We start from the raw sequence: 15432 nt of genomic DNA on the forward strand, positions 1-15432 counted from the left end.
ACTAATAATCGTTATGATGTTAATACAGATTTTGATGCCATTTGTAAGCAAACTTTTGGAAATAACTATTTACAAGCAGATTGGGAAGAGTTGAAAAAGTATTATAATGATGGTTTTTCTATGAATGATTTGGTTGAAAATCTTAATCTAAAAGAATTTAATGCTGCTTATCTTAAAAGAAGTGGAAAAACAAACTATAGCTCAAGAAGAAAATACTTTGTTTCATATCACAATCATAATAAACCATCTAATTATTTGGCACATGAAAATATAAATAATTATTTTCTAAGTTTAGGTTCTTGGTGGGGTAGTCAACATATTATGTGTTCTAAAAAATAGCTAGCTCGTAGAATGTATAAGCAATAGGTTTGGAGTGCTGTATGACGCTTTGCACGTGAAGAGGGCAAACCTGACAGGTTTAGTTGCACATTTCTTAGTAGTTATTTATCATTTAAATCTTCTTAATATAAAAATCCTAATAACCACAATGGTATTTTCCTCTCCCCACCTAGTTCAATATCATCTATAGCTAAATAGCTATTTGGGATATTCTTTATTTGAGAAAAGTCTTTGTTTTTACCACCTATTTCAAAGAAATAGCTATCATCAATTAAATAATCGCCCGATTTTACATAATTTATATGATGCTTTGCTAACATAGAAGTAAAAAATGATTCTCTCAATGTGCCCTTATTAGAAGATAGGCATAGTGCTTGAAATAAATTGGGATTATTTAGCAGAATCTTGTCAGGTTTATTCAGGCTGGCTTTTGTTTTTGCACCAATAATACGAATCAATTCACCCGAATCTAGGGCATAAATATAATGATAAAGTGTTCTAATATTAATACCAGCATCTCTGGATAAAGAACTCATATTCACCTCACCGGGCGGTGATTCGCATAGTCTTACCAATAGTTTTTTTAATATCGTAATGTTCTTAGTGTCTATATGATGAATCAAAGGCAAATCTGTTTCAATTACTTTATTAACAGCCTCATTGAGCTTGAGAATAAACACTGCTTCGCCTTCGATAAAGAATGGATAAGCACCATAACGCAAATAATCCGCAAAATATTGCAATGGTTTAATATCAGATAAAATTCCAGCCGCTATTTCAAAATGCTGATCTACAATATCTGTTATGACATAGGATTGAAAGGATTGTTGAGTTTTTAATTCTAAAAACTCACGAAAAGACAATACTGGCACTCTATAAATAACAGCCCGCCTTGACAAATCTGCTTTATCTAAAGCAATAGCTGAAGAACCCGAAAAAACCACTTTCAGATCAAAAAAATCATAAATAGTTTTTAAATCTCGTTCAAAATCGGCTTGATAATGAATTTCATCAACTAATAATATCTTACCACCGCGTTGATAAAAAACTTCTGCAATATCAAGCAATTTATGACCATTAATAATAGGATGATCCAGAGAAATATACAGAACTTGCTTTAAACTCAAATTCAAATCAGCCATATATTGATGTAAAAGCGTGGTTTTTCCAACACCTTTAGCACCAATCAAGGCGATCATTTTTTGTGAAAAATCAATTTGTTGAAGAATAGCGCGTTGATAATCAGGTTTTGGAGAATTATAAAAACTAATTGAATAAAAAAATAATTTATCGAAAATTTCCATATCTATATCTTTGTAGTGGACTACATAGATTATACATTATTTTATGTATTGTGATACATAGTGAATAAAAACAATTTTAAACACATAAAATGAATACTCCAAAAATTTTAGGCTTTATAGCCAGCAGTGGCACTGGTAAAACCACACTATTATTAAAACTAATACCATTATTAAAAGCAAAAGGATTCAAAATTGCCATAATAAAACATAGCCATCATCACTTTGACATTGATCATCCCGGCAAAGATAGTTATCGTCTTCGACATGCTGGTGCTGATCAAATGTTAATTGCATCCCGTCTGCGTTGGGCATTAATGGTGGAATTAGAAGATCAGAATCTTCAAGAGCCTAATTTAGAGCAACTGTTATCGAAATTAGATCAAGAAAATTTGGATTTGATTTTAGTTGAAGGGTTTAAACATGAGGCGATAGCAAAAATTGAAGTGCATCGCCCTAGTTTAGGCAAGCTTGCCTTTTTTCCAGCAGATAATAATATTATTGCAGTAGCTTGTGACGAAAAACCTGTAGAAGCAACAAAGTTACCATTATTGCCTCTAAATCAGCCAGAAAAAATTGTTGAGTTTATTATTGAATTTATTTCCAGATAAACTTAATTGATACAATAGACTTTTTATCTGCTTTGCCTTTGATAATTATTTTATCATGAGTCAAAGCAGAACAACGATTTACTAAATAATCTGCTACCGTGTTAGCTCGCGCTAAAGATAATTCTGAGTTATCATTTGCATAACCAGTAATCTTAATACTTTTCAGACGATTCATATTCCTACAAATCATATTTGCTGTCTTTCTTAACAAGTATTTAGTACGAAAATTTAAACGAGAGCTTCCAAGAAAAAAGCTAATATTTGTTATAGATGGTTTTGCTTTTCTGTTTCTACTACCAAGTGTCATAGGTAATGATGTAGTTGCAGCAATACGATATGATCGTCTTGAACGTATTCCTTTTGTTTGTAAACCAAATACGCCTTCATAAGATACAGCTTCAGGCATTTCTACAGCTTGATGTATGGTTTTTATTTGGCGATTCCCATTAACTATTTTTTCTTCCACCGCAACAAAACTAGTCCATTGAGTCATCAAACGATATTTTAAACCAAGCTTTTGAATTTCATTGATTAATTGAGGCGTTTGTCCCCTTTTAACCATTTTATTCATAAAATTACGTACTTTTTGTCTTGCCCATATTGTTGCTATTGCTTCATTATTAGCTTCTACTGGAGGCAGATGAACTTGTACTTTTTGTTGATAAGGCTGATTTAGTAATTTACCGCGTACAATAATTGTATCTATACCACCTTTAGTATAACGTCCATTAATTAAAATAGGTTGTCCAGCCCATAAATCAGGAATTCTTGAAGGAGATAATTGATGTACGTCTAAACTAGCCCAATCAATTTCTATATTACTGATAGTTGGGCGATCAACTCGTCGAAAAATTTGTTGAATGATTTTATCGCTCTTCTCATCATGACGTATATAAAAAGTTTCACCTCTACCAACTTCAGATGCTCGTTCCAATAAATAACGATTTACTGATGAACCAATTCCGACACTAAAGATTCTAGCACCATTGCTTTGCTTTTCAATTGCTTGAAAAATAGCAAATTCATTACCGACATAACCATCAGTTAATAAAAAAGCAATTCTTAAATAACCATCAGCAGCCTTTTTAGATAAAGCATTCAAAATTCCTTGACGCATTGCGGTTCCACCTCTGCCCTGAAAACTATCCACATAACGTAAAGCTTCATTAGCATTTGCAGGAGTATAATGTCGAGCTTGATTCCACAAAATACCAGTATCACCAGCAAATCTTACTACATTAAAAGTATCGGTTTTACGCATACCTTGAATAAGAGTACGAATTATCTTCTTAGATTTTGCTAAAGGAAAACCACGCATTGAACCAGAAGTATCAACAATAAAAATTAATTCACGCGGAAAGATTTTAGTTACCCTAGCTGGTGGTTGAATCATTAAACTAAAAAAACCATCCTGTTTTTTTGCATGAGCCATAACTGCAATTTCAGGTTTTGCTCCAGCTACTTGATAACCTAAAATAAAATCTTTATTTGGCAGACGATCAGCGCGATGTAATTTAATATATTTTTGATGTCTATTAATAGACTTAATATTAATTACATGAGAATTAGAATAAACATTTTGAATTGGAACACCAGCATCTAATGTAACTGATAAATCAATATCATGCCCACTACGTTGATTTGGTTCTAAAACCAGAGGATTAATATGATGACTACGATAACGAGTACCTACCACCATTGGAAAAACTAATTCATAATTACCATCTTTATATTTCAATTTACCAACATAGTTAATTTTAATACTAATATTATCACCGGGCATAATATTAGTAACTGATTGAGTAAAGATATTTGGGCGTTGTTGTTCTAATAATGAGGCGCGTTGCCCTTTTAATTTAGCGCGTTTATAAATTTTCCGAGCTTGATTTCTAGTTTTAATTACAGCTTCAATCTTGCGTTTACCAATAAACATCTGCATTTGATTTACAGCAGCATCATGTGGTAACGGAAAAGTATAAATAGCTTCAATTGGTTGTTTAAAAGGGTTATGATACTGTTGAGTAACAGTAGCACTGGCGACAAAACCAGATACTTCAATTTCTACCTTGGTATGTTTAAGAGGCAGTTCTAATTTTTTAACCGGCTTTTTATTTGCAATTTCTGATACTTCCAGAGAATTAGCAAAAGCTGAGCATGATAAAATTGCGACTATAAAAGCAGTCAATCGTGATAACATCATAATTAATTCCTATAATTTAAAATAGCGGCTAGCAATCCTTCATCACTAGCATTTGGAGCAACAAATATAGGTGCTATTACTCCTAAGTTTTCTGCAACAACTTGAATACGTTTACTAATAAGCACCATTGGAGTGTTACGTATCCAAGCCTGCCCATTAAGCATATTCATAAAATTTTGTAAACCTTCGCTACTAGTAATAATGATAATATCAATTTTGATATTATGTATCCAAGCAGGCACTGGTGGTTGTACCCGTTTGTAAACATTCATATAAGTTACACTAGCACCACGTTGCCTTAAAGTTTTAGCGAGTAATTCGCGCCCACCTTCTCCACGAAAAACCGCAATTTTCTTGCCACTAATAGCAGATTTTTGCATTTCTGGCATTTCTAATAATGCCTCACTATTAAAAGGCGGAGCAGGAAACTTTGCTGTTTTTAGACAGTTAGCAGTAGCTTTTCCTACCGCAAAACATTCAATGTCTAGTGGAATACTATATTTAACAGCATTGGCACTAATAAAAATAGCCAGATCAAATTCATTAATATTATAATCCAATCTTGTTTGCAGAGGTTTTATTTCTATAACAGGAAACAAAATTGGATTTCCAGCTTGTTCTCTAATAAGCTTAGATAAATTTTCTGACTGATGAATTGGTCTAGTAACCAATACATTTAAGGAGTTCATAATTGTAATAATTTATCAGCTCCTTGCGCCAATAATTTTTTGCCTAAACTATCACCCAAAGACTCTGCTGATTCAATAGAACCTTCAATGCTCTCACGTAATACCTGCTTACCATCTAAACTTCCAACAAAACCTTGTAAAGTTAAACGATCAGCTTCAATTTGCGCAAATCCGCCAATAGGCACTTGACAACCGCCTTCCAAGCGTCTATTCAAAGCACGCTCTGCCATAACTCTTGACGCAGTTAAGGGGTCATTTAATACTTTTATGAGTTCCATTGTGTTAGAATCGTCTTCGCGGCATTCAATACCAATTGCGCCTTGACCAATAGCAGGTAACATTATATCTTCTGTGAAGATTTGGCGAATTCTATCATCCATATTCAAACGTTGCAAACCAACAGCAGCCAATATAATAGCGTCAAATTCACCTTGATCTAATTTACTTAAACGAGTTCCTACATTACCTCTTAAACTACGAATTTTTAAATCTGGTCTATGGTTCAATAACTGACTTTGCCTACGCAAACTAGCTGTGCCTACTATAGCACCTTCAGGTAATGCCGCTAAATTATCATACTTATTAGAAACAAAAGCATCATAAGGATTAGCGCGAGTCAAAATTACAGGTAAAATTAAACCTTCTGGAAATTCTACCGGCAAATCCTTTACAGAATGTACGGCTATATCGGCACGTTTATCGAATAAACAATGTTCTAACTCCTTAACAAATAAGCCTTTACCCCCTATTTTAGCTAATGGAACATCAAGTATCTTATCACCCTTGGTGGTAATTTCTACTAATTCGATTTTAATATGTGGGTGTATTTGCTGTAATTTTTGAGCAACATGGTTGGTTTGCCATAAAGCTAAGGGGCTTTTGCGAGTTGCTATACGTACTGTTTGTGTGGTCATAATTGAAAAATGAATTTTTTGATATAAACTTATAGTAATAAAATAGTAAACAAATAGGATTAATTATGAAATATAAACGTTATTTATATGGTGGCTTATTAATAATAAGCTTATTATTTAGTGCTTTAGTTAAAGCATTAGATATTAGAGTCGATTTTCGTCAAAGTTCAGGTTTTGCAATAGAAAATCATAATATACAAATTAATAATATTAAAGTAAGTTGGTTGCAAGCTGATCCATTTGATTCAGAAAAAAGGATCTGGGTTGCTACGCCCTTTGATGTTATTTTTAGAGCTTGTCAATTTGAAGATCAAACTCAATTACAAGCAATTCAGTCTCGTGTTTCTGGTACCGAAGATTTTGCTTCATTTTATGATCTACTATATCCATGCAACAATCAGTTAGATTTTAATAACAGCTATATTGAAGGTTTTCCTGATAAAGAAAATTGGATAACTGTCAATAATATTCGTTATTTTGATCGTCATCAAGGAAAAATCATTCATTATAATATTGATTATGAATTTAATATACAAGATTTAACTTTTAATCAAAGACATGTTCAAGAAGCTAAACCACCAAGAAGTATAGATATTTTATTGAATTGGGAACAAGAACCTCGTGATTTAGACTTGCATTTAACTGGACCAACTCCCGGTGCTATTGAGGGTTTTGCTAATGATAAAGATCGTTTTCATATATATTTTGCTGAAGATAATAAAAAAAATGATGTTGCTGAACTTGATAATGGTAAATTTGGAAATGCTAAACCAGAAAAACTAAGAATATTTCCTCAACACAATCAACAACACTTAAGAGCTGGATTATATCGCTTAATTGTACACCATTTTAAAGGTGATGGTGATCTTAGTCAATCAGGAGCAACAATAAGTATAAAAATAGATAATCAACGAGAAAAAATATTTTTGGCACCAGAACACTTAGCTACTCCACAAATGACAGCATGGAGAGTATGTGATTTTTTGATAAGCGAAGATGGCATGGTTGTTATAGTACCAATACAAAATTATCAGTTTAACATTAGCCCCAGTGAAATACGTTAAAGGGCAAACACCAGTTGCCGATTTTTTTGATAAAAAACTAGGGTTTTATATACTGCTTTTACAATAGCCCGTGGGGTTATTGTCGCTCCAGTTAGTTGGTCAAATTCACCTCCATCTGTTTTTACTTTCCAAGCCGCTGGATTAGGATTGGTTAAGGATCGTTGATTAAAAGTTAAAATCCAATTTGAGCGGCGCAATTCAATTTTATCACCTAAACCGGGCGTTTCTTGATGAGATAATACTCGTACTCCGATTAAACTGCCGTTATAATTAATTGCAATTAATAAACTAATACGTCCATTATAACCATCAGGTGCAACTGTTGTCATAATTGCGGCAACTGGTTTTTTTCCTTGGCGAGCGCGATACACAATTTCATTATTTATGATGCGTGTATCATTCAATAAGTCATTATCATATTCATTTTCAGAGATAAATTGATTTAAAGTTGATAATAATTTAGCGCGTTCATTGGCTGCAATTTGTTCAAAGGTATATTTAAAACTAAAGGCAACTAAGCTGCAACCAACTAATGCAAATAAGCCTAATAATAATGATGTTTTTGTGATATGTTTTATTATCATTTAAAAGAAGAAAGTCATTAAACATAAAATTATTGAGGAATCAACATGGATATTCAAGGTTTAATAGATAACTTAACGCCAGAAAGTTTAGAACAAATTAATAAGGCATTTGCCAAAAAACAAAATAAGATTCCAACTTATTCTTATTCTCAAATAAGCTTTAAAGAGTTACAAAAGTTGGTTGAGATTAAGAATAATAAGGCATCAGATAGCTTCGATGAATGGTTTAATAATAACATTGAACTTAAAACAGAGGATATAGGTTTTCTAAATGATTTAATTGAAAATAATGAATTTTTAATAGAGAGTTATAAAGAAGAAGATTTAAAAGTCAAGTTTATCACGCCAATTTTAAATAGAATTAAATTTTTAGATTTAACTATTCCTTTTAGAGATTTTTATGAAGAATCATTAACTTATAAAACAGAAAATTTTATTTTTAATGGTACAACCGATTTTTTAATTTCAAAAGGTTTAGAGTTTCCAGAAGAGCCTTATTTTTTTATTCAAGAGTTTAAAAAATCTATAAAAAATGATGATCCTCGTCCCCAATTATTAGCTGAACTTATTTCAGCTGTTGAATTGAATAAGTTTAATTCTATGAAAGGTGCTTATATTGTTGGTGCTATTTGGCATTTTGTGATTTTAGAAAAAATTGGTACAAATCAATATCAATATTTCATCAGTAAATTATTTAATTCTACAAATATAGAAGATTTAAAGTCTATTTATCAAAATTTGATATTTGTCAAAAATAAAATTTTTCAAATGTCTCAATAAAAGTAAAGTATTGTAATTACAATTGAGGAATTTATTTAAATTAATTCAAAGATCTCACTGCCATTTTGTAATAGTATCTTATTGATATTATACCAATTAAATGTGTTTTAATGTTTTAAAAGCTAAAGTTGCTTGAATTTATCAACAAAATCCGTTTATTCCGTAAACGGATTTTTTATTTAAATTAATCTTACAAAATGGCATCATGGCTGATTTATAGTTATTATGAACTGATGTTAGGCATAGGTGTTACGCAAATTACAAAAATATCACAGTTCAAAACATATACTAATTGACAGAATAAATATATTTATGGTATAAACAAAAAATCAATTTAAAACATCTTTGTGAATATGTTAGCCCAATCTTTAGATACAAATATAGATATAGAACAAATTCAAATTTCACTTCTTCGTAAAAAATCTTTAGCTACAAAATTTTCTCATGTAACAGCTCTTTCTCAAACTACACGGCAATTATCAAAACGTGCTATAAAACGCGCTAATCCTAAATTAAATGATTTAGAATTAAATTACTTATTTATAAAGTATTTATATAATATAGAACTCACAAATGATTTCACAAGGGAACAAGTAGAACATATGAAAAAAAATGATCTGATACAAGCTATGGAGCCGCTGGTTGAAGTTTTTAATCAACTGGGTATTCTTTATTATATTGGTGGTTCAGTTGCCAGTTCAGTGTATGGCATGCCTCGCGCAACTCAAGATATTGATTTAGTAACAGATTTAGAAGCTAAACATGTAAAATTTTTAGAAGAAAAACTTCAATCAGCTTATTATATTGATAAGGAAATGATTTTAAACGCGATTGAAAATCGGGGTAGTTTTAATTTGCTTCATTTTGATACGATGATGAAAATAGATATTTTTCTGAAGAAGGATGAACCGTATCATAAAGTGGCTTTTGAAAGAAAAAGACAAGATACACTTGATGAAGAAGATAATAGTTTAAAATTTTTTTTTGCTTCATCTGAAGATATTATTCTTAGTAAATTAGATTGGTATCGGCTTGGAGACTATATTTCTGAACAACAGTGGCGCGATATACAAGGAATATTGAAAATACAAAGAGAGTCGTTGGATATTGACTATCTTTATAATTGGGCAATACAATTAGGTTTGAAAGAATTATTGGAAAAAGCGTTTAGAGATGCTGGATATACAAATGAAAATTCATCATAAAAATCAATTTAAATCGTAAGGATTAAAATAAAATGATACATAGCAATGAATTTACTCAACGTTTTTATCGTCTTCTCAAGCAACGGGGTTTTGAGGATAAACATGATTATAAACTATTTGATCCAACTTCGGAATAATCTCTGGGTACGCACTACACCGGGCGTAGATGGAATTCGTAAAGTACGAGCCATACTAATAAATCCAGAATTTAGTCAGACATAGTCCAAGGCGAAGTCCAATCTCAAGACATACCCAAGATAGCCACTATCAAAATGCAACTAAATCAAAGCCGCTACAAGGTCAAAATAGCCGGACAACAGAATTACTCGGTAAATATAAACCTACCACCAAACGCAAAATTAGGACAATATTCAACTTGTGGAGTGCTAGTCAAGGCAGAAACAGCACCCTTAGAAATGGGGAATAGGATAGATTTTCATTGTGCTGAGTTTGAGGTTTATTGAAAAACCTCAGACCTGACAGGTTTTTAAAACCTGTCAGGTCTTTTATCCATCTACTTCATAACAAAATACACTTCAATCAATTCATTAATTTGCACATCATCATGTTGCCCAATTAGATAGTTTTCTACCGCTAAATATAGTTCTGTTCGATCTAATTTGCCATTTTTATTTATGTCGTAGCCTAATAATGGATCTTTTTCTAAAGTTAATTTGATTTCGCTGGTATTTATTTTACCGGTGCTATCTTCTACTGTAACTTGGAGGGGCTTGTCATCAGCGACTTGAGATGGTGTGGTTAGAAAAATATTGGTTCCGGTGGCTGAGGATAGGCTTCCCATGCTGGTACTCCAAATATATGGAGCCGCGCCGCCTGTTACTTTGAGTAGTATGGTTTGTTCTAATCCTAAAACGGCGGTATTGGGTGAGATGGATATTTGGTCACTTTTGACAAATATTATTGCTTGTACACTTTGCCCAACATCATTTATTGCAATCAGGGAATAACGTCCGCTTTGTTGTGGTGCTATATAATTAGCTGTATTATCAGATAGTTCTTGAACTTTACCGGCAGTTGCTTGCCATTTTATTCCTTGAGCAGAACGTGGTATGGAAAATTTTACAGTTTCACCTGCTGATACGAAGGCTGTGGCTGGATTTATTAGCATACTTCCGATAATTTCCACATTGGCAGTAGCAGTACGTCCGCCGCGATCTCTAACTTCAATAGTGTCATGGCTGATAATTTGTGGAGCAGTATAAGTAACTATATCACCCTCGGTAGCAGAAAAGTCGCCTAAGTGACTAGTCCAAATATATGGTCCATATCCTCCGCTAACTTTAAAGCTAGTTGATTGATTTGGGCGCATAATTTGTGTACTGGGACTGAGATTTATTTCTTCGTCAATTACATGAATAAAGGTTTGAGCTGTTTCTTGACTTATCAGATCCGTTACTATTAGTCTATATTCTCCAATATTATCAGGAGCGGTAAATGCAATTTTTTGCCCTTGATTAGTAGATAAGTTTCCACCTAATGGTACTTGCCATTGATAATTAGCATTATCACCGCCCAAGGCGTAAAAAGTTTTTTGTTCTCTCGCCTTCATAACTGCTACACTAGGAGATATAACAATGCCGCTTCTGGTGACATTGATTTTGACTTGCTTAACTTTTCCTGAAGCATCGCTTACTGTTACAATATCTTCACCTAATAAACGCGGTGTATAAACTATATGTTTGGCAGTAGTGCTAGATAATAAGCCGTGTTCTACTGACCAACGATAAGGTGGATAACCTCCTGAAACTGTTAATACTTCTGATTGTCCTCCTAGTTCTACATCTATTTTTTTTGAGGGAGACAGAGTAAATATTCCGCCATTACGAACAATCAGTGTCAATGATTCTGCTTCATTTCCTAAATCTTTAATTATTAGAGTGTGATTACCAGTTAATGATGAAGTAGTAATCTTCCATTCTCTATCAGAATTTTTTATGGCTTTCATGCCGCCAGAAACTATAATATCAAAACGTCCACTTCCACCTTCAATACGTAAATCAAATGTTTCATTAGTTGTGGTTAAAACTTCATTACGACTAGTATTATTAATAATAGCGCGAAGCTCAGTATCCCATTGAACTGCTGATAATCCATTAGCATGAGATACATAAACAGCGTCTGATGTCGCGAGCAAATAAGATGGTCGATTTAATCCAGCACAGGTTTCTGATAATACATCATTAATTTTAGTATCAAAACGTAATAATTTGCCAGCGGCTTGATCGGCTATCCAAATATGATCATTAAAATAAGCTAAGCCAGCGGGCGTAGTTAATAAGTTTGGATGAGTAATAGTATCAGTTACAGCTTCAGTAGTGCCATCAATCACTGATAAGCTAGCAGCATTAGTATTAGCTACATAAATATTATTATTATGATTGGTTATAGCAGATGGTCCATTCTCTACTGATAATTGACGTGAAAATTTTGGTAAATTTTGACTGAGATCATAAATATCAATATTATTAGAAGATTCATAACTAATATATAGCCGCTGATTATGAATCAAGATGCTATTAGGAATCTTAGATTTAGAAGTAATTCTATCTAAGATTTTCATCTGAGGTGATAAAACTAATAATTCATTATTAGTAGTTACTAATAAATGCTCATTATCAGCGTCATAAACGATGGGTCCAAAATTTTTAGCGTCAATTGGATAAGTGTTTAAAAATTTAGGAGAGCTATCCAAATTAAAAACACTAATTTTATTAGTGAAATAATCAGTAACATAAAGCAACTTCTTAGCTTTATTAACAGCCATGCTACCGGCATCACCTTTGACGCTGATTGTTTTGATAATCGCGCGTTGATTAGTATCAACAATACTAACATTAGATGATTTTATATCAAGCAATAATATGCTGTGATCATCAACACCAGAAATAATAGAACCAGCTTTAGAAATTGGAAATTGATTTTCATTGATAGGATAAACAGTACAAGCGGCTTGTAGCTGCGAAGATAGAATAAAAATAAACAATAAATTGATGATGAACTTCATTTATATTTGCTCCTTAAAAGGATTAATATTATCATAATTTATGCAAAACACTATCAAAAAAAATCATCTTTATTTGATTTTAATAGCCCTGAAGGGGCGAAATATTATAGCCTAGGGCAACGCCCTAGGTATGGATATTATTTAATTTTAGCCCTGAAGGGGCGTATTAAAACATAAGCCTAATTATTTCGCCCCTTCAGGGCTTTCACCCAACAACAACCACATTAACTAATTTTTTAGGCACAACTATCACTTTCTTTATAGTTTTATCAGCAGTAAAGCGTTGCACATTTGCTTCGTTTAAGGCAATTTCTTCAATGGTTTTTTTATCTGCATCTACTGCCACTGTTATTTTACCACGTAATTTGCCATTTACTTGCACTACCATTTCAACTTCGTTTATAGTTAAAGCTGTTTTATCTACTTGGGGCCAGCTTGCGTCCATTATTAGCCCTGAGTGTCCTAATTTTTCCCACAAAACTTGGGTCATATGTGGCACTATTGGTGATAACATTAGTACTGTTGCTTCTAATCCTTCTCGCATAATTGCGCGAGTTTGTGGCGTGTCTTTGGCTTTGTTGAAGCTATTTAGTAGTTCCATTATCGCTGCAATTGCAGTATTAAATGTATAGCGGCGACCAATATCATCACCAACTTTAGCTATTGTTTCATGGACTTGACGGCGTAAATCCAGTTCTGATTTTGATAGTTTGTTTGTTGTTAATGTTGCTGGTTGTTGTTCAACATTAACCACTACTTGTTTCCATAGACGCTTTAGAAATTTAAATGAGCCTTCTACTGCGCTATCTGACCATTCTAAGGATTGTTCTGGTGGAGCTGCAAACATTATAAATAAGCGTACTGTGTCGGCACCATATTTCTTAATCAAATCTTGGGGATCAACTGTGTTGCCTTTAGATTTTGACATTTTGGTACCGTCTTTTAGTACCATGCCTTGTGTTAATAAGCGGCTAAATGGTTCATTATTTTTCACTAATCCTTCATCGCGCATTAAACGATGGAAAAAGCGTGCATATAATAAATGTAAAATCGCATGTTCAATACCACCAATATATTGATCTACTGGCAACCAGTAATTCACACGCTCATCTAACATGCCGCTATCAGCATCTGGGCAAGCATAACGGGCATAATACCAAGAAGATTCCATAAAAGTATCAAAGGTATCAGTTTCACGTTTTGCATCACTGCCACATTGTGGGCATTTTGTTTGATAAAATTCAGGTTTTATCGGAGAGCCACTACCATCTAAAACCACATCTTCTGGTAGGCGTACTGGCAAATCTGTTTCTGCTACTGTGCCACAATTTGGACAGTCAATCATCGGAATCGGACAACCCCAATAGCGTTGACGCGATACTCCCCAGTCACGTAAACGGTAATTTACTTGTCGTTTGCCCTTGCCTTGTTGTTCCAAATGTTCTGCAATCGCCGCAAAAGCTTGTTTTGAACTTAATCCGTTAAATTGATTAGAATTTATTAAAATTCCTTTTTCATCAATTACTTCTTTTATTGGTAGATTATATTTATTAGCAAATTCAAAATCACGTTGATCATTAGCTGGTACTGACATAATTGCCCCGGTACCATAATTCATCAATACAAAATTAGCTACCCATACTGGTAAAGCTTCACCGGTAATTGGATGAATAGCTGTTAAACCAGTATCCATGCCCAATTTTTCCATTGTTTCAATGGTAGCTTCATCAGTAGCAGTTTTATTGCATGTTACTAAAAATTCTGCTAAATTGGCTTGAGTTGCGGCAGCTTGCTTAGCTAATGGATGTTCTGCCGCTATTGCTAGATAAGTAGCACCCATCAAAGTATCAGGGCGAGTAGTATAAACTGTTAAATCATCATCACCAACTTTAAATACAATTTCTACTCCTTCAGAACGTCCAATCCAATTTTGCTGCATTAAACGTACTGCATTGGGCCAACCCTGTTCAAGTGTCTGTAAATCTTCTAATAATTCTTCTGCATAAGCAGTAATTTTGATAAACCATTGAGAAATTTCACGCCGTTCCACTAAGGCACCTGAACGCCAACCACGCCCATTAATAACTTGTTCATTCGCTAATACGGTTTGATCAACAGGATCCCAATTAACAGGAGCAGTTTTCTTATAAACCAAACCTTTTTTATATAATTGAATAAATAACCACTGTTCCCAACGATAATAATCAGCATTACAAGTTGCTAATTCACGCGACCAATCATAAGCAAAACCTAATGCTTTTAATTGATTGCGCATATAATCAATATTTTCGCGTGTCCACTTAGCAGGTGCTACCTTATGCTTAATAGCAGCATTTTCAGCCGGCAAACCAAAAGCATCCCAACCCATTGGTTGTAAAACGTTTTTACCTAACAAACGCTGATAACGACTAATGACATCACCAATAGTATAATTACGAACATGTCCAATATGTAAGCGACCACTAGGATAAGGAAACATTGCTAAGCAATAAAATTTCTCTTTATCAGGATTTTCAACAACCTTAAATGCTTGCTCAGCTTCCCAACGTTGTTGGACTTCAGATTCTATAGTGTTAGGAGTGTATTCTATTTCCATGTTTTAAATATATTAATGCCGGTAAATTACGTGAATTTGCTCAAATTTTAGCCGAATTTAATTTTGAAGTTACTCCACAAAGTCAGTTTAATGTACCTGATGTTGAAGAAACTAGATAATAATT

General features: G+C 33.2%; 13 protein-coding genes. 6 read left to right on the forward strand and 7 right to left on the reverse strand.

Annotation, left to right across the window (positions count from 1 at the left end; all coding sequences use genetic code 11):
- Positions 1–339: hypothetical protein (locus BHU68_RS17270; protein WP_171900396.1), on the forward strand; the 339-nt coding region annotated here is incomplete at its 5' end.
- Between the two features lie 122 nt (positions 340–461).
- Here the strand turns inward: BHU68_RS17270 and BHU68_RS09595 are convergent.
- A complete protein-coding gene (locus BHU68_RS09595; RefSeq protein ID WP_069472372.1) occupies positions 462–1643 on the reverse strand; it encodes an ATP-binding protein in 1182 nt (393 codons plus the stop codon).
- An 89-nt stretch (positions 1644–1732) separates the two neighbouring features.
- Between BHU68_RS09595 and mobB the strand changes: the two genes are divergently transcribed.
- On the forward strand, positions 1733–2251 hold the full coding sequence (gene mobB, locus BHU68_RS09600; RefSeq protein WP_069472373.1) for a molybdopterin-guanine dinucleotide biosynthesis protein B: 519 nt from the start codon (positions 1733–1735) through the stop codon (positions 2249–2251).
- Here mobB and BHU68_RS09605 read toward each other — a convergent pair.
- From BHU68_RS09605 to hemC, 3 genes are read right to left on the reverse strand one after another with little or no spacing between them, the layout of a single operon-like run.
- Positions 2238–4451 (reverse strand): VIT domain-containing protein, encoded by a 2214-nt coding sequence (locus BHU68_RS09605; protein ID WP_069472374.1) that lies wholly within the window; start codon positions 4449–4451, stop codon positions 2238–2240. The two genes, mobB and BHU68_RS09605, sit on opposite strands and share 14 nt — an antisense overlap.
- Before the next feature lie 2 nt (positions 4452–4453).
- On the reverse strand, positions 4454–5140 hold the full coding sequence (locus tag BHU68_RS09610) for a uroporphyrinogen-III synthase (protein WP_069472375.1): 687 nt from the start codon (positions 5138–5140) through the stop codon (positions 4454–4456).
- Positions 5137–6054: a hydroxymethylbilane synthase gene (hemC, locus tag BHU68_RS09615; RefSeq protein ID WP_069472376.1), complete on the reverse strand. Its 918-nt coding sequence runs from the start codon at positions 6052–6054 to the stop codon at positions 5137–5139. Before hemC ends, BHU68_RS09610 begins: the two co-directional genes overlap by 4 nt.
- A gap of 65 nt (positions 6055–6119) precedes the next feature.
- Here hemC and BHU68_RS09620 point away from each other — a divergent pair, with 65 nt between their 5' ends.
- A complete protein-coding gene (locus tag BHU68_RS09620) occupies positions 6120–7118 on the forward strand; it encodes a hypothetical protein (protein WP_069472377.1) in 999 nt (332 codons plus the stop codon).
- Here BHU68_RS09620 and rsxG read toward each other — a convergent pair.
- Positions 7115–7702, reverse strand: coding sequence for an electron transport complex subunit RsxG (gene rsxG, locus BHU68_RS09625; protein WP_171899532.1), 588 nt, complete (start codon positions 7700–7702; stop codon positions 7115–7117). The two genes, BHU68_RS09620 and rsxG, sit on opposite strands and share 4 nt — an antisense overlap.
- A gap of 45 nt (positions 7703–7747) precedes the next feature.
- Between rsxG and BHU68_RS09630 the strand changes: the two genes are divergently transcribed.
- From BHU68_RS09630 to BHU68_RS09640, 3 genes are all read left to right on the forward strand, one after another.
- The gene (locus tag BHU68_RS09630; protein WP_069472378.1) at positions 7748–8482 is read left to right on the forward strand and encodes a hypothetical protein; all 735 of its coding nucleotides are present in this window, start codon (positions 7748–7750) and stop codon (positions 8480–8482) included.
- A 353-nt stretch (positions 8483–8835) separates the two neighbouring features.
- Positions 8836–9687, forward strand: a complete 852-nt coding sequence (locus BHU68_RS09635; RefSeq protein ID WP_069472379.1) for a hypothetical protein — start codon at positions 8836–8838, stop codon at positions 9685–9687.
- Between the two features lie 272 nt (positions 9688–9959).
- Entirely contained in the window at positions 9960–10151 is a 192-nt protein-coding gene (locus tag BHU68_RS09640; protein ID WP_069472380.1) for a hypothetical protein, read from the forward strand.
- Between the two features lie 50 nt (positions 10152–10201).
- Here the strand turns inward: BHU68_RS09640 and BHU68_RS09645 are convergent, their stop codons facing one another.
- Both BHU68_RS09645 and leuS read right to left on the reverse strand, forming a co-directional pair.
- A complete protein-coding gene (locus tag BHU68_RS09645) occupies positions 10202–12712 on the reverse strand; it encodes a hypothetical protein (RefSeq protein ID WP_069472381.1) in 2511 nt (836 codons plus the stop codon).
- 205 nt (positions 12713–12917) lie between these two features.
- Positions 12918–15308, reverse strand: a complete 2391-nt coding sequence (gene leuS / locus BHU68_RS09650) for a leucine--tRNA ligase (RefSeq protein ID WP_069472382.1) — start codon at positions 15306–15308, stop codon at positions 12918–12920.
- Between the last annotated feature and the right edge of the window lie 124 nt (positions 15309–15432).

The sequence above is a fragment of the Candidatus Marithrix sp. Canyon 246 genome (genome assembly GCF_001723685.1).
Taxonomy (GTDB): domain Bacteria; phylum Pseudomonadota; class Gammaproteobacteria; order Beggiatoales; family Beggiatoaceae; genus Marithrix.